19 protein-coding genes and 1 tRNA gene are annotated in these 24,783 nt (G+C 74.9%); 13 read left to right on the forward strand and 7 right to left on the reverse strand.

The genetic code is table 11. The annotated features are described in order from the left end of the window. Window positions 1-41: 41 nt before the first annotated feature. Window positions 42-1,286: a glucose-1-phosphate adenylyltransferase gene (gene glgC / locus B1A86_RS05770; protein WP_069941300.1), complete on the reverse strand. Its 1,245-nt coding sequence runs from the start codon at window positions 1,284-1,286 to the stop codon at window positions 42-44. A 113-nt stretch (window positions 1,287-1,399) separates the two neighbouring features. On the opposite strand from glgC, the gene glgA reads away from it, so the two are divergent. After that, complete coding sequence (glgA, locus tag B1A86_RS05775) at window positions 1,400-2,596, forward strand: glycogen synthase (protein ID WP_044658928.1); 1,197 nt, start codon at window positions 1,400-1,402, stop codon at window positions 2,594-2,596. A gap of 76 nt (window positions 2,597-2,672) precedes the next feature. Here glgA and B1A86_RS05780 read toward each other — a convergent pair whose 3' ends face one another. Beyond that, on the reverse strand, window positions 2,673-4,796 hold the full coding sequence (locus B1A86_RS05780) for an acyl-CoA dehydrogenase (protein ID WP_069941301.1): 2,124 nt from the start codon (window positions 4,794-4,796) through the stop codon (window positions 2,673-2,675). Then, the gene (locus B1A86_RS05785) at window positions 4,793-5,506 is read right to left on the reverse strand and encodes a TetR/AcrR family transcriptional regulator (protein WP_036315211.1); all 714 of its coding nucleotides are present in this window, start codon (window positions 5,504-5,506) and stop codon (window positions 4,793-4,795) included. Before B1A86_RS05785 ends, B1A86_RS05780 begins: the two co-directional genes overlap by 4 nt. Window positions 5,507-5,633: 127 nt before the next feature. Here B1A86_RS05785 and B1A86_RS05790 point away from each other — a divergent pair, with 127 nt between their 5' ends. The 3 genes from B1A86_RS05790 to B1A86_RS05800 are packed head-to-tail and all read left to right on the forward strand — an operon-like array spanning window position 5,634 to window position 9,255. Continuing rightward, window positions 5,634-6,977: an acetyl-CoA C-acetyltransferase gene (locus B1A86_RS05790; RefSeq protein ID WP_069941302.1), complete on the forward strand. Its 1,344-nt coding sequence runs from the start codon at window positions 5,634-5,636 to the stop codon at window positions 6,975-6,977. Between the two features lie 32 nt (window positions 6,978-7,009). Beyond that, entirely contained in the window at window positions 7,010-8,359 is a 1,350-nt protein-coding gene (locus B1A86_RS05795; RefSeq protein ID WP_060974152.1) for a 3-oxoacyl-ACP reductase, read from the forward strand. 2 nt (window positions 8,360-8,361) lie between these two features. Next, window positions 8,362-9,255 carry a MaoC/PaaZ C-terminal domain-containing protein gene (locus B1A86_RS05800; RefSeq protein ID WP_036315203.1) on the forward strand — a complete coding sequence of 298 codons (894 nt, stop codon included), beginning with the start codon at window positions 8,362-8,364 and terminating at the stop codon, window positions 9,253-9,255. A 64-nt stretch (window positions 9,256-9,319) separates the two neighbouring features. Here B1A86_RS05800 and malQ read toward each other — a convergent pair whose 3' ends face one another. Both malQ and B1A86_RS05810 read right to left on the reverse strand, forming a co-directional pair. After that, on the reverse strand, window positions 9,320-12,829 hold the full coding sequence (malQ, locus tag B1A86_RS05805) for a 4-alpha-glucanotransferase (RefSeq protein ID WP_069941303.1): 3,510 nt from the start codon (window positions 12,827-12,829) through the stop codon (window positions 9,320-9,322). 85 nt (window positions 12,830-12,914) lie between these two features. After that, window positions 12,915-12,998, reverse strand: a tRNA-Leu gene (locus tag B1A86_RS05810). Window positions 12,999-13,114: 116 nt separating this feature from the next. Here B1A86_RS05810 and B1A86_RS05815 point away from each other — a divergent pair. Beyond that, window positions 13,115-14,440, forward strand: coding sequence for a M20/M25/M40 family metallo-hydrolase (locus tag B1A86_RS05815; RefSeq protein WP_036336862.1), 1,326 nt, complete (start codon window positions 13,115-13,117; stop codon window positions 14,438-14,440). 52 nt (window positions 14,441-14,492) lie between these two features. Here the strand turns inward: B1A86_RS05815 and B1A86_RS05820 are convergent, their stop codons facing one another. After that, window positions 14,493-14,732 (reverse strand): DUF5703 family protein, encoded by a 240-nt coding sequence (locus B1A86_RS05820; RefSeq protein WP_036315193.1) that lies wholly within the window; start codon window positions 14,730-14,732, stop codon window positions 14,493-14,495. Between the two features lie 93 nt (window positions 14,733-14,825). Here B1A86_RS05820 and B1A86_RS05825 point away from each other — a divergent pair, with 93 nt between their 5' ends. The 3 genes from B1A86_RS05825 to mshC all read left to right on the forward strand — a co-directional run bounded on the left by B1A86_RS05825 (window position 14,826) and on the right by mshC (window position 17,280). Then, on the forward strand, window positions 14,826-15,044 hold the full coding sequence (locus tag B1A86_RS05825; RefSeq protein ID WP_036315190.1) for a hypothetical protein: 219 nt from the start codon (window positions 14,826-14,828) through the stop codon (window positions 15,042-15,044). 69 nt (window positions 15,045-15,113) lie between these two features. Next, window positions 15,114-15,947, forward strand: a complete 834-nt coding sequence (locus tag B1A86_RS05830) for an undecaprenyl-diphosphate phosphatase (RefSeq protein WP_036315183.1) — start codon at window positions 15,114-15,116, stop codon at window positions 15,945-15,947. A gap of 64 nt (window positions 15,948-16,011) precedes the next feature. Then, window positions 16,012-17,280 carry a cysteine--1-D-myo-inosityl 2-amino-2-deoxy-alpha-D-glucopyranoside ligase gene (mshC, locus tag B1A86_RS05835; protein WP_036315180.1) on the forward strand — a complete coding sequence of 423 codons (1,269 nt, stop codon included), beginning with the start codon at window positions 16,012-16,014 and terminating at the stop codon, window positions 17,278-17,280. A 22-nt stretch (window positions 17,281-17,302) separates the two neighbouring features. Here mshC and B1A86_RS05840 read toward each other — a convergent pair whose 3' ends face one another. Beyond that, on the reverse strand, window positions 17,303-18,253 hold the full coding sequence (locus B1A86_RS05840; protein WP_078025541.1) for a proteasome assembly chaperone family protein: 951 nt from the start codon (window positions 18,251-18,253) through the stop codon (window positions 17,303-17,305). A gap of 91 nt (window positions 18,254-18,344) precedes the next feature. Here B1A86_RS05840 and B1A86_RS05845 point away from each other — a divergent pair, with 91 nt between their 5' ends. From B1A86_RS05845 to dop, 5 genes are read left to right on the forward strand one after another with little or no spacing between them, the layout of a single operon-like run. Then, window positions 18,345-19,085, forward strand: coding sequence for an HAD family phosphatase (locus B1A86_RS05845; RefSeq protein WP_052001033.1), 741 nt, complete (start codon window positions 18,345-18,347; stop codon window positions 19,083-19,085). Next, complete coding sequence (locus B1A86_RS05850; protein ID WP_036336867.1) at window positions 19,082-20,209, forward strand: site-2 protease family protein; 1,128 nt, start codon at window positions 19,082-19,084, stop codon at window positions 20,207-20,209. The genes B1A86_RS05845 and B1A86_RS05850 overlap by 4 nt, the downstream gene beginning before the upstream one ends. Before the next feature lie 16 nt (window positions 20,210-20,225). Beyond that, window positions 20,226-21,290, forward strand: coding sequence for a tRNA (adenine-N1)-methyltransferase (locus B1A86_RS05855; protein ID WP_020627227.1), 1,065 nt, complete (start codon window positions 20,226-20,228; stop codon window positions 21,288-21,290). Beyond that, the gene (gene arc / locus B1A86_RS05860) at window positions 21,291-23,045 is read left to right on the forward strand and encodes a proteasome ATPase (protein WP_036336869.1); all 1,755 of its coding nucleotides are present in this window, start codon (window positions 21,291-21,293) and stop codon (window positions 23,043-23,045) included. After that, entirely contained in the window at window positions 23,042-24,769 is a 1,728-nt protein-coding gene (gene dop, locus B1A86_RS05865) for a depupylase/deamidase Dop (RefSeq protein WP_036336871.1), read from the forward strand. The genes arc and dop overlap by 4 nt, the downstream gene beginning before the upstream one ends. Window positions 24,770-24,783: the final 14 nt, after the last annotated feature.

Genomic DNA, 24,783 nt, shown 5'->3' on the forward strand with positions numbered 1-24,783 from the left:
GCGCGTCGGCGGTGGTCCGGGACCGGCGGCCCGGGGCCGCGTCAGTGCGGCGTCGGGACGGGCTGGCCCTTGGAGAGCACCGTCAGCCCGGATTCTGTCACGGTGTAGCCGTTCGCCTCGTCCTCCGCCCGGTCGAAGCCGATGCGCGCGCCCGGGGGCACGACCACGTTCTTGTCCAGGATCGCGTTGCGCACGTGGGCCCCCTCGCCGATCACGACGGAGTCCAGCAGCACCGACTGCTCCACCCACGCCTCGTTGTGCACGCGCACGTCCGTGGAGAGCACGGACTGGGCCACGGTGCCGCCGGAGATGACCACGCCCTGGGAGAGGATCGAGTCGTTCGCCGAGCCGGGGCGGCGGGTGGATGAGCGCACGAGCTTGGCGGGCGGGGAGACGGACTGGCGGGTGTAGAGCGGCCACTCGCGGTTGTAGAGGTTGAACTCCGGCCACGGCTGCACCAGGTCCATGTGCGCGTCGTAGTAGGAGTCCAGGGTGCCGACGTCCCGCCAGTAGTGCTTGCCGGCCGTGCCCCCGGGCACCTCGTTGGCGGTGAAGTCGTACACCCCGGCCTCGCCACGCTCCACGAACAGCGGGATGATGTCCCCGCCCATGTCGTTGTTCGACTCGGGGTTCTCCTCGTCCTGGTTCAGCGCCGCCACGAGGGCGTCGGTGTCGAACACGTAGTTGCCCATCGAGGCCAGGAACTGCGTGGGGTCGTCCGGCAGGCCGGGGGTCGTCTCCGGCTTCTCCACGAACGCCGAGATCCGCGTCCTGTCCTGTGGGTCCGTCTCGATCACCCCGAACGAGGAGGCCAGCTCGAGCGGCTGGCGCACCGCGGCCACGGTCGCCTTGGCGCCCGAGGCGATGTGCTGGTCCACCATCTGCTGGAAGTCCATGTGGTAGACGTGGTCCGCGCCGATGACGACGACGATGTCCGGCCGTGCGTCGTGGATCAGGTTCATGGACTGATAGATGGCGTTCGCGCTGCCCGTGAACCAGTCCTTGCCCCGGCGCTGCTGTGCCGGCACGGAGGCCACGTAGTTGTTCAGCAGCGTGGACATCCGCCACGTCTCGGAGATGTGGCGGTCCAGCGAGTGCGACTTGTACTGCGTCAGCACGACGATCTCGCGGTACCGGCTGTTGACCAGGTTGGACAGCGCGAAGTCGATGAGGCGGTACGTGCCGCCGAACGGGACGGCCGGCTTGGCACGGTCGGCCGTCAGCGGCATCAGGCGCTTGCCCTCACCGCCCGCCAGCACGACCGAGAGGACCTTCTTCTGCACCATCTGCGTCACTCCTCGTGAGCCGGGTCGTCGCGACCCGCACGCGTGCTCGGGGCGTGCGGGGCATCCGTGCCGCCAGACTATCGACCCCCGCCGGGCTGAACTAGGTTGGGGGCGTGCGCATCGACATCGTGAGCAAAGAGTTCCCCCCGTCCATCTACGGCGGTGCCGGCGTCCACGTCGCCGAGCTGACCCGTGTCCTGGCCTCCCGCGCCGACGTCCGCGTGCACGCCTTCGGCGCGCCGCGCGACCCGGACTACCACGGGGCCCGCGTCCTGACGTACCCGAACCCGCCCGGGTTCGACGCCGCCAACGGGGCCGTGCAGACCCTGGCCACCGACCTCACGATCCTCGGCGACCTCGAGGGCGCCGACGTCATCCACTCCCACACCTGGTACGCCAACCTGGCCGGCCACCTCGGCAAGCTCCTGCACCAGACCCCCCACGTCCTCTCCGCGCACTCCCTCGAGCCGCTGCGCCCCTGGAAGGCGGAGCAGCTCGGCGGCGGCTACGCCCTGTCCAGCTGGGCCGAGCGCACGGCGTACCTCGGGGCGGACGCGGTCATCGCGGTCTCGGACGGCATGCGCCGGGACATCCTGGCCTGCTACCCGGACGTGGACCCGGCGAAGGTGCACACGGTCCACAACGGCATCGACACGCAGGTCTGGACCCCGCAGACCGGCACCGCCGCACTGGAGAAGTACGGAATCGACCCGGACAAGCCCTCCGTCGCGTTCGTCGGCCGCATCACGCGCCAGAAGGGCGTGCCCCACCTGCTCCGTGCGGCCCTGCGGCTGCCGGAGGACGTCCAGCTCGTGCTGTGCGTGGGCGCCCCGGACACCGCGGAGCTGGCGCACGAGGTGAACGAGTTGATCTCCGAGCTGCGGCGCACCCGCCAGGGCGTCGTCGTGATCGAGGGGATGATCCCGCGCCACGAGGTGATGGAGATCCTCACGGCCGCCACCGTGTTCGCCTGCCCCTCGGTCTACGAGCCGCTGGGCATCGTCAACCTCGAGGCGATGGCGTGCGGCACCGCCGTCGTCGCCTCCGCCGTGGGCGGCATCCCGGAGGTCGTGCAGGACGGCGAGACCGGCCTGCTCGTCCCCTTCGAGCAGGTCGACGACGGCACGGGGGCGCCCGTGGACGAGGAGAGGTTCGCCGCCGACTTCGCGGCCGCGCTCACCCGCGTCGTGGAGGACCCGGAGCGCGCCCGCGCGATGGGTGAGGCCGGCCGGGCCCGCGCGATCGAGCACTTCTCGTGGGAGACCATCGCGGAGCGCACGATCGAGGTCTACGAGGCCGTGCTGCGCTGAGCCCGCCCGACCACGCACACGGGCCCCCGCCACCGCGAGGTGACGGGGGCCCGTGTGCGTCCGGGGACGGCCACGGTCAGCCGCGGCGACCCCGCGCCGCCTTCTCGCGGGCGCGCACGGCCTTCTCATCCTCCGGCTCCTCGCCGGCGGCCCGGCGGGCCGTGAACCAGGCGTGGGCCTCCTCCTGGCGCTGGGTCTCGGCGTCCGTGGCCACCGCCATGCGCAGGTGCTCGGGCTCGAGGCCGAACGACTCGACGAGCTCGAGGGCGAAGGGGCGCAGCCGCTCGGCCAGCCGGTTGACGTAGCCGCGCAGGGCCCGGGCGCGCTGGCTCGAGACGCGGCCGTGGGCCACGAACCAGCCGAGGTCGTCCTCGATGAGGCGCAGCGCGAACAGGTCGCGCAGCCACGTCAGGACGGTCTTCGTGGTCTCATCCGTGATGCCCTCCAGGGCGCGGGTGAAGGCCTCCCACTGCAGCAGCTCGCCGTGGTTGCGGGCGGCCTCGATGAGCTCGTGCTGGCGCGTGTTGAACGCCTCCGCCTGCGCCGCCTGGCCCTTGCCCCGGGCCCCCGAGAGGGTGCCGGCGATGTCGGCGGTCTTGGCACGGACGCGCTCGGTGAGCAGCTCATGCTGGACGGCGGGGTCCTTGAACCAGTTCGCCGAGCGGCGCTCGGACCCGCCGTCGGCCACGGACTGGACGGCCTTGTGCAGGCCCGCACGGTGGAGGGCGTCCGAGGCCTGATGGACCACGTAGCGGGAGACGGCGCCCACATTGAGACGTCCGAACTCCTTCGAGTAGTCGGTCAGCAGACGCTTGCCCACGAACTGCAGGAGCACCGTGTTGTCGCCCTCGAACGTGACGTACACGTCCAGGTCGGCGCGCATCTGGGCCACCCGGTTCTCGGCGAGGAACCCGGCGCCGCCGCACGCCTCGCGGGCCTCCTGCAGGGTGTCCAGGGCGTGCCACGTGGTCAGCGGCTTCACGGCCGCGGCGAGCGTCTCGAGCTCCTGCCGGTCCACGTCCGTGTCGGAGCGGCCCGAGAAGACGTCGTCGAACTTCTCGACGAGCTCGTTGGAGGCGAAGGCGTCCGCGTAGGCGCGGGCCAGGCGGTCGATGAGGCGGCGCTGGTGGTTCTGGTAGTCCAGCAGCACCTCCTCCCGCTGCGGGTCGGAGGCCTTGAACTGGCGGCGCTGCTCCGCGTAGGCCAGCGCACCGTGCAGGCCGAGGAAGGAGGCCGTGGTGGCGGCGAGGGACAGGGAGACGCGGCCCTGGACGAGCGTGCCGAGCATCGTGAAGAAGCGACGCCCGGGGGAGGCGATGGGCGAGGAGTAGGTGCCGTCCTCGGCCACGTCGCCGTAGCGGTTGAGGAGGTTGGTGCGCGGGATGCGGACCTGAGTGAAGTGCAGACGGCCGTTGTCGATGCCGTTCAGTCCGCCCTTGAGGCCGTCGTCCTCGCCGCCCACGCCGGGCAGGAAGGCGCCCTCCTCGTCCCGGATGGGGACGTAGAAGCAGTGCACGCCGTGGTTGACGCCCCGGGTGATCAGCTGCGCGAAGACCGTGGCCGCCCTGCCGTGCAGCGCGGCGTTGCCGAGGTAGTCCTTCCAGGCGCCCTTGAACGGGGTGTGGATGACGAACTCCTGGGTCGCCTCGTCGTACGTGGCGGTCGTCGCGATCGAGGCGACGTCCGAGCCGTGCCCGATCTCGGTCATGGCGAAGGCGCCCGGGACGCTCAGGTCCATCGCGCCCGGCAGCCACCGGCGGTGGTGCTCCGCGGTGCCCAGGTGCAGGATCGCCGAGCTGAACAGGCCCCACTGCACACCGGCCTTGATCTGCAGGGAGGGGTCGGCGAGCACGAGGTCACCGAAGGCGGCGAGGTTGCCGCCGTGGTTGTCCTCGCCGCCGAACTCGCGCGGGAAGGCGCGGTGGACCGCGTTGCGCTCCACGAGGACGCCCAGCTGCCGCAGGACGCGGGCGCGGTGCTCGTCCATGCCGAGCAGCGGGTCGCGCCACAGGGCGGGATCCTTGACCAGTTCGCGGGATTCGCGGCGCTCCGCGGCCCAGCGGCCGAGGAGGGCCTCCTCGAGGGCCGCGGCGTCGAGGGAGCCGGGCGTCGGCCGCTCGGGCGCGATCTCGGCGACGTCGGAGGGAACCTCGGTGCTGGGCGTCGAGGACTGGGGGGCGAGCTTCTCGTGGACGGTCATGACGATGCTCCTGTTCGTGAGTGGGGGCGGGCGCGGACGGCGTCCGCCGCCGCGGGTTCGAGGGCGGCGCCGGGCGCGGCGCCGATGAGGCCGGTGAGCAGCCAGTCGGCGATGGCGCGGGCCATCGCCTCGACCGGGATGCGACCGGCGGCCGGGGTCCGCAGCCAGGTCTCGGCGGCGGCCCGGACGAGGCCGACGGCGGCGCGCGGCCACAGGGCGAGCGGGTCCGCCGGCGCCGGGGCGTGGCCCCGCGCGGCCATCCCGCGCGCCAGGCCCGACTCGAGCATGGCGTAGACGCGCTCGAGGAACGGGCCCAGCACAGGGGCCTCGGCCGCGGCGGGGGACGGGGCGACGGCGAACGCGTACACCTCGGGCGACGTCGCCGCGACCGTGAGGTACACCTCGACCATGCGACGCAGCGCCTCGGGTTCGGAGACCGGTTCGTCCGCGACCTCGAGCAGGCGGCGCTCCATGTGGGCGGTGACCCGCTCGGACACCGCCAGGCGCAGGCCCTCGCGGTCGCCGAAATAGCGGTAGTAGACGGTCTTGGAGGTGCCCGCGTGGGACGCGATCTCCTCCATCGAGGCGTGTGCGCCCAGGGCGTGCACGGCCGACCGGGCGGCCCGGACCAGTTCCAGACGGCGCTCGGCGCGGTGCCGGTCCCAGCGGACGCTGCGACCGTCCCGGGCGGTGGACGTGACGGGATTCACGAAACCGAGCGTATCAGGTACTGTGGATCACAGTCACCCACCCCGCCGACGTCCGTATCGTCCGTATCGTCCGGGGTGACAACGCCCCCGCCGCGTCGGCGGTGGGCCCGCCGTCGAGAGGACCGTCATGACCCACCACGAGACCCCCGCGTCCGAGACCGCCTCCCGCCCCGCCGTCGCCGGTGGAGCGCTGCGCCCCGCCGTCATCCTGGGCGGCAACCGCATCCCCTTCGCCCGTGCCAACACCGCCTATGCCGAGGTCGGGAACCAGGAGATGCTCACGGCCACGCTCGACGGCCTCGTCGCGCGGTTCGGGCTCCAGGGCGAGCGCCTCGGTCAGGTCACCGCCGGCGCCGTCCTCAAGCACCCGCGCAACTTCAACCTCACCCGCGAGGCCGTCCTGGGCTCCGCGCTCTCCGCCGCGACCCCGGCCGCCGACGTCCAGGTGGCCTGCGCCACCGGCATGGAGGCCCTGGGCACCCTGGCCAACAAGATCCGGCTCGGTCAGCTCGACTCCGCCATCGGCGGCGGCGTGGACTCGATCTCGGACGCACCCGTCTCGCTCTCCGACGGTGCGCGCCGCGTGCTGCTGCAGCTGAACACCGCCAAGACCATGAAGGACCGCCTGCGCGCCCTCGCCCAGCTGCGCCCCGGGCAGCTCGTGCCCGAGCCGGCCGGTGCGGGCGAGCCGCGCACCGGCATGTCCATGGGCGAGCACCAGGCCCTGACCACCCACAAGTGGGGCATCACCCGTCAGACCCAGGACGAGCTCGCCGCGGCCTCCCACCGGAACCTCGGCGCCGCGTACGCCGCCGGGTACATGGACGATCTGGTGACCCCGTTCCACGGCCTGGCCCGCGACAACAACCTCCGCCCCGACTCCACGCCGGAGAAGCTGGCCGGCCTGAAGCCCGCGTTCGGTCGCCAGCTGGGGGACGAGGCGACCATGACGGCCGCCAACTCCACCCCGCTCACCGACGGCGCCTCCGCGGTGCTGCTCTCCTCCGAGGAGTGGGCCGCCGAGCGCGGGCTTCCCGTGCTCGCCGAGTTCGTGGACATGGAGAACGCCGCCGTGGACTTCGTCGACGGGCACGAGGGCCTGCTCATGGCCCCGGCCTACGCCGTCCCGCGCCTGCTGGCCCGGCACGGGCTCACCCTCGACGACCTCGACTTCGTGGAGATCCACGAGGCGTTCGCCGGCACCGTCCTGTCCACCCTCGCCGCCTGGGAGGACGAGGAGTACTGCCGCGAGCGCCTCGGGCTGCCGGGTGCGCTGGGCTCGGTGGACCGCGCCCGGCTCAACGTGCACGGCTCCTCGTTGGCGGCGGGTCACCCCTTCGCCGCGACCGGCGGCCGCATCGTCGCCCTGCTGGCCAAGATGCTGCACGAGAAGGGGGAGGGCTCCCTCGGCCTCATCTCCGTCTGTGCCGCCGGCGGCCAGGGCATCGTCGCCCTGCTCCGCGGCCGCTGAGCCCCGACCGACCCGACCCGAGAGGACCGACCATGACCGACCGTTACGGCACCTTCGTCGCCTCGCCCCTGGGCCGCCGCCTCACCGGCGCCCTGGGCCTGCCTCAGCCCGTCGAGCTGCGCCGGCACACCCCCGGCGACCCCGTGCTGCCCGGCTCCGTTCTCGTCCTGGGCGCGACCCCCGCAGCCGCGGACGCCCGCACCCTCTTGGCCTCGTGGGGCCTCGAGGTCGCCGACGCCCCCCGGGAGGGCGCCCGCCACGCGGCGATCGTCGCGTGCTTCGACGGGGTCGCCACGCCCGCGGACCTCGGCGCGGTGGCGCTGGAGATCGGCGGCGCGCTGCGCTCGCTGGGCTCCTCCTCGCGCGTGGTGACCGTGTTCGAGGACCCCGAGGCCGCCACGGACCCGACCCTGCGCGCCGCCCGCCAGGGCGTGACGGGCCTGACCCGCTCCATCGCGCACGAGATGCGTCGCGGCGGCACGGCCAACGGCCTGGTCCTGGGCGAGGGTGTGCCGCTCACCGCCCCCGGTGCGGCCGGCGCGCTGGCGTTCCTGCTCTCCGGCCGTGCGGCGTACGTCTCCGGCCAGTTCGTGCCCGTCGCCACCGCCGACGGCGCGGTCCCCGCCGACGCGGCGCGCCCGCTGGCCGGCAAGGTGGCCGTGGTCACGGGTGCCGCCCGCGGCATCGGCGCCGCTATCGTTCGGACGCTCGCCCGCGACGGGGCCGTCGTCGTCGGTGTGGACGTCCCGGCGGCGGGCGAGGCGCTGGCCGAGGTTGTGAACGAGGTGGGCGGCACCGCGCTGGCCCTGGACATCACGGCGCCGGACGCCGGCGCGCGCATCCTCGAGCACTGCCGCACCCGGCACGGCCGGATGGACGCGGTGGTGCACAACGCCGGGATCACCCGGGACCGGATGCTGGCCAACATGGACGCCGCACGCTGGGACTCCGTCCTCGCCGTGAACACCACGGCCCAGCTGGCCATGAACGAGGCGTTCCTCGCCGAGGACGCCCGGGACGTGGCGGGTCAGGGGCTGCGCATCGTGGGCCTGGCCTCCATCTCCGGCATCGCGGGCAACCGCGGCCAGACGAACTACGCGGCCTCGAAGGCCGGGGTCATCGGCCTGACCGCGGCGTCCGCCCCGGTCCTCGCGGCCCGCGGGGGCACGATCAACGCGGTGGCCCCGGGCTTCATCGAGACCGAGATGACCGCGAAGATCCCGCTCGCCACGCGCGAGGTGGGCCGGCGGCTCAACGCGCTGCAGCAGGGCGGCCTGCCGCAGGACGTGGCCGAGACGGTGGCCTGGCTCGCCTCGGACGCCGCCGGCGGCACCAACGGGGCCACGCTGCGGGTCTGCGGCCAGTCGAAGCTGGGGGCGTGAGGATGCAGACCACGCAGCTGTCCGCCCCGCCCTCCCTCGGCCGGCTCTACGTCCGGGCCGCCGGGCGGGCCGCCACGGACGCCGTCGTCCGTCGGCGCCGTCCCCGCGAGCTCCCGGACCGTCAGGTGGTCGTGACCGGCCACCGCATCCCGGCCGAGGCCGTGACCGCGTGGCGCGGGGCCGTCGGGTCCGCCAATCCGGCGGACCTGCCCTCGGTCCTGGTGCACACCCAGGTGTTCGGCGCGGCCATGGAGCTGATGGCCGACCCCGAGTTCCCGCTGCCCCTGCCCGGGCTGGTGCACCTGAGCAACACCGTCCTGCACCACCGGCCCGTCGCGGCGGAGACCGCCCTGCGCGTCACCGCACGTGCGGTGGGTCTCGTCCCGCACCACGCGGGCACCGCCGTGGACGTCGTCGTGACCGTCGAGGGGCCCGGCGACGACGGCGAGGAGGCACTGCTGTGGGAGGGCGTCTCCCGGTACCTCGCCAAGGGCGTCCACCTCTCCGGCCTGCGTCCCGAGCGGCCCGCCCGCCCGGACTTCGTGCCCCCGACGCCGACCGCCCAGTGGCGCTTCGGGACGGGGGCCGGACGCCGGTACGCGGGCGTCTCCGGGGACTGGAACCCGATCCACCTGACGGGCGTCTCGGCTCGACTGTTCGGCATGAAGGGCGCGATCGCCCACGGGATGTTCCTGGCCGCCCGGATGCTCGAGGGCCGTGAGCCGGCCGGCGCCGGGTTCCGCTGGCACATCGACTTCGAGGCGCCCGTCGTGCTGCCGACCACCGTGGCCGTCCGCTACGAGCCCGGGCCCGACGGCGGCACGCGCGTGTGGGGCTGGGATGCGCGGCGCCGGCGCCCGCACTTCTCCGGGGAGATCACTCCGCTCGAGCCCTGACGGCCGGGCCGACGCGTCGGCCCGCCGGGACCACCCGTCCCGGCGGGCCGGTGAGCGCGGCGGCTCAGGCGTCCAGCCCGGGCGACCGCCGCGGCACGGCGGTGACGGCCTCGAGCAGCCCGTCCGCGTAGGCCTCCCACGAGTGACCGGCGGCGTGGCGCACGGCGCCGGTCCCCAGTGCCGCCCAGGCGTCACGATCCGCCAGGATCTCGGCCAGGGCATCGGCCCACGCCTCGGGGGTGCCCGCCGTCACGTGGCGGCCGGACACGCCGTCGAGGACCGCGTAGACCAGTCCGCCGACCCGGTGCGCCAGCACGGGCGTGCCGCAGGCCTGTGCCTCGAGGGCGACCAGGCCGTAGGTCTCGGACGCGCTCGGCATCGCCACGACGTCCGCCGCCCGGAACTGGGCGGCCAGGGCGGGCGCGGGCACCGGCCCGGAGAACGTCACCAGGTCGGCGACCCCCTCCCGCGCGGCCAGGCCCGCCAGGTCCAGCTCGTCGTCCCCCGAAGCGGCCCCGTTCACGTGCAGGCGCACCCCCGGGTCGGCGCCCGCGCCACCGGCCCGCTCGCGCAGCACCCCGAGGGCGGCCACGAGCAGGTGCGGGCCCTTGTGCCGCTGCACGCGGCCGGCGAACAGGACGCGCAGGGCCCCGTCGTCCTCCGGGGCGCCCGGCCACTGCGCGGCGCCCTCCGGCGTGAACGTCTCGAGGTCGGCCCCGGGGGGCAGCACCCGGGTGCGGGCGCGGGGCACGTCCAGCAGCTCGCGCAGGTCGGCGACCTCGGCGGCGGAGTTGACCACGAGCAGGTCGGCCCGCTCGGCGACCTCGCGCTCGGCCTCGATCCGCGCGGCCGGCTCGCGCAGCTCGGGGTCCTCGAGCATCTTCGCCGCCGCCGTGGTGTGCATGGTCTGCAGGTACGGGGCGTGCGCCGCCCGCGCCAGCGCCGCGGCGGTGGACCCGGAGAGCCAGTAGTGGCCGTGCACGAACGCGACGGGCGGGGCATCCGCGCCACCGAGGACGGGACCGCCCGGCACGGCGTCCGAGGCGAGCCAGTCCAGGGCCGCGCGGGTGAACTCGGCGCCGAGTCCCGCCAGCTCCTCCTTGGGCACGGGAGCGGACGGCCCGGCGGCGAGGTCCACGACCGTGACCGGCGGGGCCTGCCCGCCGGCGTCCAGCATCCGGACCCGTGCGCCATCCGCTCCCACCGGCTCCTCCGCCCGGGTCAGCAGGATCATCCGCACGCCCCGGCGGGCCAGGGCCACGGCGGCCTGCCGCACGTAGACGTTCATGCCGCCGGCGTCGCCGCGGCCGGGCTGGGCCAGGGGGGAGGTGTGCAGGCTGACCCCGATCCCCACCGGCACGGACGCCCGCAGTTCGGCGTCCACGGCGTCGAACAGCCGGGCCGCCGACGCCGAGTCCGCCAGGTCCTCGACGGAGACCATCCGTCCGGCGCCGTCGCCGAGCGGCACAGTCCAGTTCGGGTACTGGTCCTGGAGGGTGCCGGGCTGGTTCTGGATGCGCCGCTCGCCCACGGCGTCCACGAGCGCCACGCTGTGCAGGGCCGAGGGCGCCTGCGCGAGCAGGCGGTGCAGGGCCACGATCTGGCGTTCGCGCACCTCGGGGCCGGCGTCGGGGACGTCCACGTCCGCCTCGGCGAGCAGCCCGCGCCGGGCCGCGGCGGCGAGGAACGCGCGCACCTCCTCCGCCGACCGGCGGCGTTCCTGGGCGACGTCCACGGTGTAGAGGCCCAGCCGTTCGCGCAGGTCCACCTGGACGCCCTCGAGGTAACCGGCCGTGGGCGGCAGGTCGTGCGTGTTCACCGCCGCCATGGCCAGCCGCCGGTAGCGCTCCGGCGGGGTGGGCTCGCCGTCCTCCTGTTCGAACCACAGGATCGACGTGCCGAGCACGCCGGCCTCGGCCAGGCGGCGCTGCACCCACGGCTCGAACGTGCCGAGGTCCTCGCCCACCACGACGACGCCGGCCCGCTCGGCCTCGAGCGTGAGCACGGCGAGCATCGCCTCGTGGTCGTATTCGACGTACGCGCCCTGGGTGGCACCGGCGCCCTCCGGGATCCACCACAGGCGGAACAGCCCCAGGACGTGGTCCATCCGGATGCCGCCCGCGCCGCGCAGCACGGTGCGCAGCATGTCCCGGAACGCGGCGTAGCCGGTCTCGGCCAGGCGGCGCGGATGCCAGGGGTGCTGCGACCAGTCCTGGCCCAGCTGGTTGAACAGCTCGGGCGGCGCGCCGACGGACATGGTCGGCACCAGCACGTCCCCGAGCATCCACGCGTCCGCGGTCTCGCGGGTCGCCCCGACTGCCAGGTCCACCATGACGCCCATGCGCATGCCGGCCGCCCGGGCCCGCTCCTGCACGCCGGCGAGCTGCTCGGCGGCGATCCACTGCACCCAGCGGTGCAGGTCGACGTCGGTCGCGCGTTCGACGCGGACCCGCTCCGCCTCGACCCCGCCCGGCGCCCAGGCCGGGTCGGCGAGATCGGGTCCGGTGCCGTCGCCGTCCAGCCGCAGGACGGACCAGAGGGCGAAGTCGTCCAGGCCCGGGCCGGCCTCGGCGCGGAACCGTGCGTAGGCGGCCTCGCGCTCGGGGGAGCGGGGCACCTCGTGCACGCGGCGCAGCGCGGGCCACAGGACGGCGGCGACGGCGGCCCGATCGATCCGGCCGGTGCGCTCCAGCTCCGCCTGGACGCGGGCGCCGGCCGACCGCAGCTCCGCCTGCTCCGCGGCGGGCAGGTCGGCGAACTCGGGGATCGAGGGCACGTGCACGACCAGCGCCGAGAGGAACCGACGGGAGACGGGGGAGTAGGGGGAGTCCGCCGGATGGGGGCCGGGCTCGATCGCGTGCAGGGGGTGCAGCAGCAGGAAGTCGGCACCGTGCCGGGCGACGATCTCGGCCAGGGACGCCATGTCCGCCGCGTCGCCGATGCCCCACGAGTCCGCGGAGGTCACCGAGTAGCCCTGCGCGGCCGCGCCCCAGCCGCGGCGCTCGAGGAAGGGACGCGCCGTGCTCAGCCGGGTCGGGGCGCAGACCAGGACCGCGGAGGCGGTGGAGCCGGAGCCGCTGGTCACCTCCAGCCGGTGCCAGCCCGGGGCGAGGTCGGCGGGGATCTGAACGTGGACGCGCTCGCGTTCGACGCCGTCCACGAGGCGGACCTCGGACACCGGCTCGCTCACGCTCACCTCGAGGGTCCGCCCGTCCTCCGTGCGCACGCGGGCCACGACCGGCTCGCCCGCGGCCACGTGGCACGGCACGGACAGGCGGTGACCGGACCGGGCGGCCACGGTGGGCGGGAGCACGTCCCGCCAGGGGGCCGTCTCCGCCTCCTCCACCGCCTCGGCCAGGGCGGCGACCCCGTCCGGACGGACCGACACCCCGAGGGCGGCGAGCACCTTCACGAGGGCCTCGTCCGGCACGGTCTGGGCCGAGCCGTCCTGCCCGACGTACTCGGGCTGCACCCCGTGGGCTCGCGCGAGCCGATGCAGCAGTGCGGGGGCTTCCAGGGCCATCGGGTCCTCCATGCCGTCGTGCGGTTCCACCGACGGCGCCTGCCGTCGCACGGACACCACTCTAGAGGGGACGCCGGTCCGGGGAACACGCAGGGCCCCGGTCGTGACGACCGGGGCCCTGCTGCTCGACGAGCGGTGCGCGAGGGGGGACTTGAACCCCCACGTCCTTGCGGACACAGCGACCTCAACGCTGCGCGTCTACCAATTCCGCCACTCGCGCTCATCGGTGGAACCCTGGGAGAGGCTCCGTCGCCCACCGCGTTCCGGTCCTGTCCGGTCCGTCCCGCTCCGGGCAACTCGAGAAAGATAGCACGGGTTCGGGCTAGGCTCAAAACCATGGTCGAGAACATCGTGAACCCCGCCCGCTCGCGCCCCGAGGACCGCGTCGTGGAGATCTGCCGCGACCTCATCCGGATCGACACGACCAACCGCGGGGGCAACGTCTCCGTCGGTGAGCCCGAGGCCGCGGAGTACTGCGCCCGGCTCATGGCCGAGGCGGGGATGACCCCCCGCTTCTTCGAGTCGGCGCCGGGCCGGGTCTCCGTCGTCGGGCATCTGCCGGGCTGGGATCCGGAGGCGCCGGGGCTCGTCATCCACGGGCACACGGACGTGGTCCCCGCCGAGGCGGACGAGTGGAGCGTGGACCCGTTCGGCGCCGAGCTCAAGGACGGCATGATCTGGGGGCGCGGCGCCGTGGACATGAAGGGCATGGACGCCATGGTGCTCGCGGTGCTGCTGCACCTGGCCCGCACGGGCCGCCGGCCGCGGCGCCCCCTGACGGTCGCGTTCTTCGCCGACGAGGAGGCCGGCGGCGTCTACGGCGCACGCTGGGTCGTGGACCACCACCCCGAGGTGTTCGACGGGTGCACCGAGGCGATCTCCGAGGTGGGCGGCTTCTCCACCGAGGTGCACGGCTCGCGCGCCTACCTCGTGCAGACCGCGGAGAAGGGGCTCGCCTGGCTCAACCTCACCGCGGAGGGCGCCCCCGGGCACGGCTCGGCCCCGCACCCGGACAACGCGGTCACCCGGCTGGCCGGCGCCATGACCCGCATCGGCGGGCACGAGTGGCCGCTCGTGTACACCAAGACCACGCGCGCGCTGCTCGAACAGGTGGCGGAGATCATGGGCGTCGACTTCGACGAGGCGGACCCGACGCCGCAGCTCGACGCGCTCGGGCAGGCCCGGTCCTGGGTGGCCGGCACCCTGCGCACCTCGTCCAACCCGACGGGGCTGACCGCCGGCTACAAGCACAACGTCATCCCGTCCTCGGCCACCGGCACCGTGGACGTCCGCCTGATCCCCGGGGAGGAGGAGTCCGCCCTCGCCACGATCGCCGAGCTCGCCGGCCCCGAGGTGACCATCGCACCCGAGCACCGGGACGTCGCCCTGGAGACCCCCTTCTCCGGGGACCTGGTGGAGCTGATGATCGCCTCGCTGCAGGCGGAGGACCCCGAGGCCCAGGTGCTGCCGTTCATGCTCGGCGGGGGCACGGACAACAAGTCCCTCTCCCGGCTGGGCATCACCGGCTACGGCTTCGCGCCCATGCGCCTGCCCGCCGACCTGGCCTTCACGTCCCTGTTCCACGCCATCGACGAGCGGGTGCCCGTGGACGCGCTCGAGTTCGGCTGCCGGGTGCTCGAGCGGATGCTGGAGCCGCGCTGATCCGGGCCGCGGGCGGCGACGACGGCCGGGGCGGCGTCGTCGCGCCCGCGCCTCAGAGGGTCTGCAGGGTCGAGGCCACGCGCATCACCCGGCGGCGCATCCAATAGCGGCGCGCCCCGTCGCGGTAGTGCACGGAGCGCTGCAGCTCCCATTGGCCGTACTCCGCGTGCTCCACGAGGCGCCGTCGGGCGTCGGCGAGGGACTCGTGGGCGGCGACCGTCATCACCAGGTACTCCCACTTCTGTCCGCGGGAGATCGCGTCGAGGGTCGAGGACATCAGCTGTTCACGCACCCGCCCATCCTGGCAGACGGACTCGGGTCCGGCGGCCGGTCCCGCACGGCCCACCCCTGGCCGCGCCACCGGCCACCGGGTTACCGTTCACCCATGAGCTCTGACGCCCGCATGGCCCTCGAGGCCCTCACCACCGCCCTGAACGAACACCTCGTGGCCGCGCAGAACAAGCGGGGCGAGGACGACCCCGCCGTCGAAGCCGCGTTCTTCGCCGTGGCCGACGCCTTCGAGGCCTACGAGGACGCCCTGTACGCGGACACCGAGGAGGTCACCCCGCTCGACCTCTTCGACGACGAGGACGACGACGACTGACCGTCCTGCTCGTGACGGACCGCACGGCCCCGGGTTCCCACCCGGGGCCGTCGCGTACAGTGACCCTCCGTGACGTGGATCGAAGCCATCATCCTGGGCCTGGTGCAGGGCCTCACGGAGTTCCTGCCCATCTCCTCCTCCGCCCACATCCGCATCGTGGGCGAGTTCCTGCCCTCCGCGACCGACCCGGGGGCGGCCTTCACGGCCATCACGCAGCTCGGCACGGAGCTGGCGGTCCTCATCTACTTCTGGCGCGACATCACCCGCATCATCGGCCGGTGGTGCGCCGCGGTCACGGGGCGGATCCCGCACTCGGACCCCGATGCGCGCATGGGCTGGCTGATCATCGTGGGCTCGATCCCGATCGCGGTCCTGGGCCTGCTGCTGGAGGACTGGATCGACACGGAGTTCCGGTCGCTGTGGATCACGGCGACCATGCTCATCGTGTTCGGCGTCCTGCTCGCCCTGGCGGACCGGCTCGGCCGTCAGACCAAGCCGCTCGAGAAGCTCACCGTGCGGGACGGCGTCCTCTACGGCCTGGCCCAGGCCCTCGCGCTGATCCCGGGCGTCTCGCGCTCCGGCGGCACCATCGCGGCCGGCCTGGCCATGGGCTACACCCGGCCCGCCGCCACCCGCTACGCGTTCCTGCTGGCGGTGCCCGCCGTGTTCGCCTCCGGCCTGTACAAGCTGTACACCTCGCTCACCGATCCCGGCACGCAGGGCCCGTACGGCATGGGGGAGACGCTGGTCGCGACCGCGATCGCCTTCGTGGTGGCCTACGCGGTCATCGCCTGGCTCATGCGCTTCATCAGCACCAACTCGTACCTGCCGTTCGTCTGGTACCGCATCCTCCTGGGCGGCGTCCTGTTCGCCCTGCTGGGCGCGGGCGTCATCAGCGCCTGAGCCCGCTCCCGCCGCCGGGCATGGCGGCCCGGCACCGCCGAACCACCCCGATCTGAGGAGTCCCGTGAAGTCCTGGAGCACCCCCGCCCCGCCCGCCGTGCCGAGCCGCCCCGACCGGCTGCGGCTGCACGACACCGCCACGGGACGGACTCGGCATCCGGGCAACGACGCGCAGCGCGCCTCGCTGTACGTCTGCGGGATCACCCCGTACGACGCGACGCATCTCGGCCACGCGAGCACCTATGTGGCCTTCGACCTGCTGCACCGCTACTGGCGCGCGGCCGGTCTCGAGGTCGCCTACGTCCAGAACGTGACCGACGTGGACGACCCCCTGCTCGAGCGGGCCGAGGCGACCGGCGTCGACTGGCGCGCGCTCGCCGAGGAGCAGACCGACCTGTTCCGTGCGGACATGGCCGCCCTCGAGGTGCTCGCCCCGGACCACTACGTCGGCGCGACCGAGGCGGTGGGCCTGGTGGTGGACGCCGTCGAGACGATGCTGGCGGCGGGCCGGGCCTACCGCGTGCCGGGCGGCGACGGCGAGCCCGACGGGGACGTCTACTTCGACGTCCGCGCGGCCCAGTCCGCGACCGACTGGCGCCTCGGACAGGTCTCCGCGATGGGCCTGGACGAGATGGCCGCGGTGTTCCCGGAGCGGGGAGGCGATCCCGACCGCCCCGGCAAGCGCGACCCGCTGGACCCGCTGCTGTGGCGCGTGCACCGCGAGGGCGAGCCTGCCTGGGACGGGCGGTCGCTCGGCTCCGGCCGGCCCGGCTGGCACATCGAGTGCTCCGTGATCTCCCGGGCCCACCTGCCGGCGCCGTTCACGGTGCAAGGCGGCGGCTCCGACCTGCGGTTCCCGCACCACGAGTTCTCCGCCGCGCACGCCACCGCCGTCGACGGCCTGCCGCTCGCGCACACCTACGCGCACACCGGCATGGTGGCCCTGGACGGCGAGAAGATGTCCAAGTCCCTCGGCAACCTCGAACTCGTCTCCCGCCTGCGGGCGCGGGGCGTCGAGCCGGTGGCCGTCCGCGCGGCGATCCTCGCGCACCACTACCGGTCGGACTGGGAGTGGTCCGAGCAGGTGCTGGCCGACGCCCAGGCGCGGGTGGCCCGTTGGCGCGCCGCCCTGGACGGACCGCATGCCGCCGCCGGCGTCGCCGTGCTGGACGCGGTGCACGCGGCGCTCTCGGACGACCTCGACGCCCCCCGCGCGCTGGAGGCCCTCGACGCATGGGCGGCCGGCACCCTGCCGGGCCTGGCCGAGGCCGCCGCCGACCCGCTGCCGGTGGTCGACGTCGTGGCGGCGCTGCTGGGTCTGCGCCTGCGCTGACCCCGCCGGGCGCGGCCGGGCGTCAGCGTCCGCCGCGCCCGCGCAGGTAGCGCTCGAACTCCCGCGCGATCGACTCGCCCGAGGCCTCCGGCAGCTGCTGGGTGTCCTGGGCCTCCTCGAGCTGCCGGACGTAGGCGGCGACGTCGGGGTCCTCGGCGGCCAGCTCGTCCACGCCGCGCTGCCAGGCCCTCGCGTCGTCCTCCAGCCCGCGCGTGGAGACGCTCACGTGCAGCAGGTCCTCGACCGCCTCGACCAGCCCGAGCAGCGTCTTGGGGGAGGGCGCCTGGGCCACGTAGTGGGGCACCGTCCCCCACAGTGAGAGGCTCGGCAGGCCGCGGCGCGCGGCCTCGTCCGCGATGACGCCGATGATCCCGGTGGGCCCCTCGTAGACCGGACGGTCCGCGCCGACGGCCACCCGCACGTCCACGAGCGGCGAGGTCGGGCGGGCGCGCAGGGGCCGGGTGTGGGGCACGTCCGCCAGCAGCGCGCCCAGCGTCACGACGGCGTCCACGTCGTGCGCGTCGGCCGCGGTGAACAGCTCCTCGAGGAACGCACGCCACCGCACGTTCGGCTCCACGCCGACGGCGAGGAGCACGCGCACCCCGTCCGGCGGGGCGGCCTCGCCCGCGACGGGCCGGCCCTCCCGGTCCAGGAACGCCTCGTGCAGGGTGACGGCCGGCCAGTCCAGCGTGCCCAGCCCGTCGGCGTCGCGCCGGACCAGGGGCCGGGTGACCTGGTAGTCGTAGAACTCGCCGTCGCACACCCGTCCCGCGTCCGCCGCGTCCCACTGCTCCCGCAGCGCGCCCAGGGCCCCGGTCGCGGCCTCCCCGGCGTCGTTCCAGCCCTCGAAGGCCAGCAGCAGGACCGTGGGGGCCCGCCGCCCGGCCTCGAGCGCGTCCACGGTCGCCGTCAGGTGGGTCCGCAGCGGGCCCAGGGCGTCGTCCGGCTGGTCCTCGGAGGTAGCGTCGGTCATGGCGGCCAGCCTAGACACGGCCCGACGACGGGGTCACGGCCCGCGACCCGCCCGGCACGCCCCGGCGGCGGCGCTCGATAGGATGCACTCCATGTCCCGCCACCCCGCGCCCGCCCCGGACGACCGTGCCCGCCGCCTGCCGCGCGCCGTCCTGTGGGACATGGACGGCACCCTCGTGGACACCGAGCCCCTGTGGAACGCCGTCCAGCGCCGGCTGGTGGTCGAGCACGGCGGCACCTGGTCGGAGGACCTGGCCGCCTCCCTCGTGGGACGCCCCCTGGACGAGGGAGCGCGCCGCCTGCAGGAGGCCGGGCTGGACCTGCCCGTGCAGCGGATCATCGACCTGACGATGCACGAGGTCGTCCAGGGGGTCGTCAGCGGGGTGCCGTGGCGGCCGGGCGCCCGGGAGCTGCTCGTCGCGCTCGCCGAGGCCGGCGTGCCGGGCGCCCTCGTGACGATGTCCCATGCCCCACTGGCCCGCGCACTGGCCGAGCGGGCGCCGGCGGGCACGCTGGACGTCGTCGTCTCGGGGGACATGGTCTCCCGGGGCAAGCCCGACCCGGAGGCGTACCGGCTGGGCCTGCAGCTGCTGGCCGAGCGGACACCGGGGCTGACGGCCGCCGACTGTGTGGCGGTCGAGGACTCCCCGGTGGGCGTCGGCGCGGCCATGGCCGCGGGCCTGCCCACGGTCGGCGTGCCCAGCGTGCTGCCGCTGCCGGCGGGGCTTGCGACCGTCGAGTGGACGACGCTCGCCGGCCGCACGCCGGCCGACCTCGCCGCGGTCCGTCAGATCGCCGCCGCGCGCGGGCCCGGAGGGGACGGGGCCGAATGAGCGGGCCCGCCTCCGTCCGGCTGGGCACGATCGCCGGCGCGCCGGTGCGTCTATCCTGGTCCTGGCTCCTGATCGCAGCGGCCATCACCCTCGCGTTCGGCCCGCAGATCCAGCGCGCGCTGCCCTCGCTCGGCGGCGGCGCCTACGGGGTGGCCCTGGGGTACGCCGTGCTCCTGGCGCTCTCCGTCCTGGTCCACGAGGCCGCCCACGCCCTCACCGGCCGCGCCTTCGGCCAGCGCACCGAGGAGATCGCGCTCACCCTGTGGGGCGGGCACACCCAGTTCCGCAGCCCGTCCGCCCGGCCGCTGGACACGGTGCTCACCGCGATGGCAGGCCCCGCCGCGAACCTCGTGCTCGCGGGCCTCGCCCACCTGGCGGCCCGCGCCGTGGCCGGCCCGTCCGTCCCCGCCCTGCTGCTCGAGGTCACGGTGTGGGCCAACCTCCTCCTGGCCGCGTTCAACGCGCTGCCGGGCACCCCGCTCGACGGCGGCCGCATGGTCGAGTCCGCCGTCTGGGCCGCCACCGGCTCCCGGGCCCGTGGCGTCGAGGCGGCCGGCTGGGCCGGGCGCGTCGTCGCGGTGGGCGTCCTCGCGGCCGTGCTCGGCCCCCCGATCCTCGCGGGCCGCGCGCCGGACCTGTTCGTCGTCGTCCTGGCGGCCTGGGTCGCCCTCACCCTGTGGCGGGGCGCGGACGACGCCGTGCGCCACGGGCGCTGGAGCCGCCGGCTGGAGACCCTGCGGCTCGAACAGGTCGAGGCGCCCGCCGTCGCCCTGCCCGAGCACCTCAGCGTCGCCGAGGCCCTGGCCCAGGCGGACGACGGCCGCCGCGCCGTCGTGGCCGTGGACGGGGCCGGTCGGCCCCGCGGCGTGCTGGACCTCGCGGCCGCGGCGGGCCTCACCCCGGAGCGCCGCACGACCACCGCCCTGGCCGCGGTCGCCGTCGCGCTGGCCCCGGGGGCAGTCCTCGTCCGCGACGACGTCCCCGCCGCCGGTCCCGACCTGGCCGCCCGCCTGGCCGACCCCCAGACCCCCGTGTGGGTGCTGACCGACGCGCACGGCCTCGTGCGCTCCGTGGTGCCCCGCGAGACGATCCTCGCCGCCGTCGACGCGACGCGGCGTCCCTGAACCGAAGGAGCCCCCCATGACCGAACCCACCGGCGTGAGCGCGCGCCGCGGCCCCCTGCGGGCCGGCCAGCGCGTGCAGATCAAGGACGCGAAGGGCCGCCTCAACACGATCACCCTGCTGCCCGGCGGGGAGTTCCACAGCTACCAGGGCGTGCTGCGGCACGACGACCTGATCGGCGGCTTCGAGGGCGTCGTGGTCGAGAACTCGGCCGGCCAGCCGTACCAGGTGCTGCGCCCCCTGCTGAACGACTTCGTCCTGTCCATGCCCCGCGGCGCCACGGTGGTCTACCCGAAGGACGCGGCGCAGATCGTGCAGCAGGCGGACATCTTCCCGGGCGCCGTCGTGGTCGAGGCCGGCGTGGGCTCCGGCGCCCTGTCCATGTCCCTGCTGCGCGCCGTGGGCGACCACGGGCGCCTGCACTCCTACGAGCGCCGCCCGGAGTTCGCGGACGTCGCCCGGGCCAATGTGGAGGCCTTCTTCGGCGCCGAGCACCCCGCCTGGTCGGTGCACCTCGGCGACGCGCAGGAGGAGATGCCCAAGGTCCACGAGCCGGGCTCCGTGGACCGGGTGGTCCTGGACATGCTGGCCCCCTGGGAGTGCCTCGACGCCGTCGCCGAGGTCCTGGCCCCCGGCGGTGTGTGGCTGAACTACGTGGCCACCGCCACCCAGCTCTCCCGCGTGGCCGAGGCCATCCGGGACTCGGGCCGCTTCACGCAGGTCGAGGCCAACGAGACCCTCGTGCGCGGCTGGCACCTGGACGGGCTCGCCGTGCGCCCCGACCACCGCATGGTCGCGCACACCGGCTTCCTCCTCACGGCCCGCCGCCTGGCCTCGGGCGAGGAGGCGCTGCGCCTGAAGAAGCGCTCCAAGGTCTCCGAGTTCAGAGCCGAGGACGTCGAGGCCTGGCAGCCGGCCGACGAGGCCCGGTGGACGCCCGAGGCCCTCGGCGAACGGCCGATCACAGACAAGAAGGCGCGCAAGGCGGCGAAGGAGGCCCGCCTCATGGCCGCGCGGTCACGCGCCGCCGAGCAGGGCGTGGACGCGTACGGTGGGAGGACCCCGACCGGGGAGCAGGACTGAGTGGACGGAGCACCGGTGGACCACCACGCGCAATCAGGCACGGAGCACGCCGAGCAGCGCCTCGCCGAGGCACGGGAGCTGCTGCGGCAATCCCAGGCCGAGGCCGAACGGCTGCGGCACCAGCTGCAGTCCGCCCAGCGGCACGCCGCCGGCCTGAGCGAACGCCGTCGGGCCGCCGAGGCCCAGACGCAGACGGCCGCCCGCAACAACCGGCGCATGGTCGAGCTGCTCGAGGCCACGCGCGCCGAGATCACGACGCTCAAGGAGAACCTGGACGCCGTCACGCATCCGCCGTTCACCTTCGCCACCCTCGAGGCCGTCCACGCCCCGCGCGAGCCCGAGGAGGGCGTGGAGACCGGCGCCGTGGTGCGCGGGGGAGCGGACGTCGTGCAGAACGGCCGGCGGCTGCGCGTGACGGTCTCCCCGCTGCTCGACGCCGCCCGCCTCACCCCCGGCGCCCAGGTGCTGCTGGACGAGTCCAGCTCGATCGTCGGCGTCGCCCCGGGCACGGGGTCGGGTCAGCTGCTGCGCGTCAAGGAGGCGCTGCCCGACGGCGGCCTCGTCCTGGCCGGCACGGCGGACGAGGAGCGCGTGGTGCGGCGCGCGCCCGCGCTGGAGGGCGTCGACCTGCGCCACGGGGACGCCGTCACCGTGGACGCCCGCGTCGAATGGGCGCTGCGGCGGGTCGAGCTGTCCGAGGTGGACGAGGTGCTGCTGGAAGAGGTCCCGGACGTCACATTCGAGGACATCGGCGGCCTCGGCCCGCAGATCGACCGGATCCGCGAGGCCGTCGAGATCCCGTTCCTGCACCCCGAGGTCTACCGCGAGCACGGCCTGCGCGCCCCCAAGGGGATCATGCTGTACGGCCCGCCCGGCACCGGCAAGACCATGCTCGCCAAGGCCGTGGCCAACGCCCTCTCGGCCCGCAGCGCGGACGGCGAGCGCTCGTTCTTCCTCAACGTCAAGGGACCCGAGCTGCTGAACAAGTACGTGGGCGAGACCGAGCGGCAGATCCGCGTCATCTTCGACCGGGCCCGCGAGAAGGCCGACGCCGGCTTCCCCGTGGTCATCTTCTTCGACGAGATGGAGTCGCTGTTCCGCACGCGCGGCTCCGGCGTCTCCTCGGACGTGGAGACCACGATCGTCCCGCAGCTGCTCACCGAGATCGACGGCGTCGAGGCCCTCGAGAACGTGATCGTCATCGGGGCCTCCAACCGCGAGGACATGATCGACCCGGCCGTGCTCCGCCCCGGCCGGTTGGACGTGAAGATCCGGGTGGACCGTCCCGACGCCGCCGGCGCCGCGGAGATCATGGCCAAGCACCTCACCGCGGACGTGCCCCTGCACGCCGACGACGTCGCGGCGGCCGGCTCCGCGGACGCGGCCCGCGCGACGCTCATCGCCCGGACGGTCGCCGCCCTCTACGACCGCGGCGCGGACACCGCGCTGGCGGAGCTGACGGACGTGTCCGGCACGACCCACGCCCTGCACCTGGCCGACCTCGTCTCGGGCGCCGTGGTGGCCGACGTCGTGGACCGCGCCAAGCGGCACGCGGTGCGCGACTACCTGGCCGCCGGCCAGGCCCCGGCCGCGCTCGGCGTCCGCGAGGGCCACCTGCGCGAGGCCGTGGCCGCGGTGCTGGAGGACCAGACGGACCTGCTGGCCACGGTCGCGCCTGCCGAGTGGGCGCGCACCTCCGGCTGGCGCGGTCCTCGGCTGCGCTCGCTGCGCATGGTCCGGGGGGTCGAGGCATGAGCGCGTTCGGCCGCGGGGCCGCGGACGGCTTCGCCCGGGCCGCCGCCGTCGACGTCGGCCCGACCCCCGCCTTCGAGGGCCAGCGCCGGCTGTTCCACGGCGCGGCGGTGCCCCCGAACGGGAGGGACGCCGCCGGCTGGGGCGTGCACCGCGTGATGGGCACGGAGACCGAGTTCGGCATCCACGCGCCGGCCAACCCGGGGGCGCACCACAGCGTGCTCTCGGTCGAGCTCGTGAACGCGTACGCGGACCTGGTCACCCGGTCCGGCTCGGCGGTGGCCGGCACGGAGTGGGACTACACGGGGGAGTCGCCGCTCGTGGACGCCCGCGGCTGGCGGCTGCCGCGTTCGGCGGCGCACCCCTCGCAGCTGACCGACGAGGCGCTCGTGGGCCCGGACGGGGAGCCCGTGCACCTGCTCCTGTCCACCGTGCTGGCCAACGGTGCGCGCTGGTACGTGGACCACGCCCACCCGGAGTACTCGTCGCCGGAGACGACCACCCCGCGGGACGCCATGGTGTGGGACGCCGCCGGGGACCTGGTCGCGCAGGCGGCGGCCGAGCACATCGGCCAGGCCGAGGGCGCCCCGGAGGTGCTGGTCTACAAGAACAACGTGGACGGCAAGGGCCAGTCCTACGGCGCGCACGAGAACTACCTCGTGGCCCGGTCCCTCGACTTCGAGGAGCTCACCGCCGTCCTGCTGCCGTTCTTCGCGGCGCGGCAGGTGCTCGTGGGCGCGGGCCGCGTGGGGCTCGGCCCGGCGGGGGAGCGGCCGGGCTTCCAGCTGTCGCAGCGGGCCGACTACTTCGAGGAGCCCGTGGGGCTGGAGACCACGATCCACCGGCCGATCGTCAACACGCGGGACGAGCCGCACGCCCGTCCCGAGGCCTACCGCCGGCTCCACGTGATCATCGGCGACGCGACGCTGAGCCAGCACGCCACGTGGCTGCGGATGGGCATGACCGCGCTCGTCCTCGCGATGGCCGAGGCCGGGACGGCGCCCCGGCTCACCCTGGACGACCCGGTGGCCGCGTTGCAGACGATCAGCCACGACCCGGGTCTGCGGGCCACGGTGCCGCTGCTCGAACGCACCGCGGACGGCCCCGTGCGCCGGCACTGGACCGGGCTGCAGATCCTGCGGTCCTACCTGGACGCGGCCCGCGCCCACTGCGCCGCCTTCGGGGTGACGGATCCGCAGACGCGCGAGGTGCTGGAGGCCTGGGCCATCGACCTCGACGACGCCACCGCGGATCCGCTGTCCCTGAGCGACCGCGCCGACTGGGCGGCCAAGCTGCGCGTCCTCGAGGGCCTGCGGGCCCGCACGGGCGCGGACTGGACCGACCCCCGCCTCGCGATGGTGGACCTGCAGTACGCCGACCTGCGCCCGGCCCGCTCCCTGCACCGCCGCCTCGTGGCCGCCGGCGCCCTCCGGACGCTCGCCGATGAGGCGGAGATCCGTGCCGCCGTCGCCACGCCGCCGCGGGCCACCCGCGCGTGGACCCGCGGCAACCTCGTGGGCCGCCACGGTGACCGCGTGGCCGGCGCCGCGTGGGAGACGCTGCTGCTGCGCGGGGCGGGGGAGCGGGTGCACCGGCTGCACCTGGCCGAGCCGCTGGTCGGCGCCGCCGTGGACCTGCCCGGCTGGTGGGAGGACGCCGCCGCGCCCCGGCCCGACGACGAGGCGCTCGTGGCCACGCTGGCGCCGCTGTTCGGCGCACGGGCCTGAGGCGGGGGCGGGCG

This window comes from Micrococcus sp. KBS0714 (genome assembly GCF_002008305.4).
Lineage (GTDB): Bacteria > Actinomycetota > Actinomycetes > Actinomycetales > Micrococcaceae > Micrococcus > Micrococcus luteus.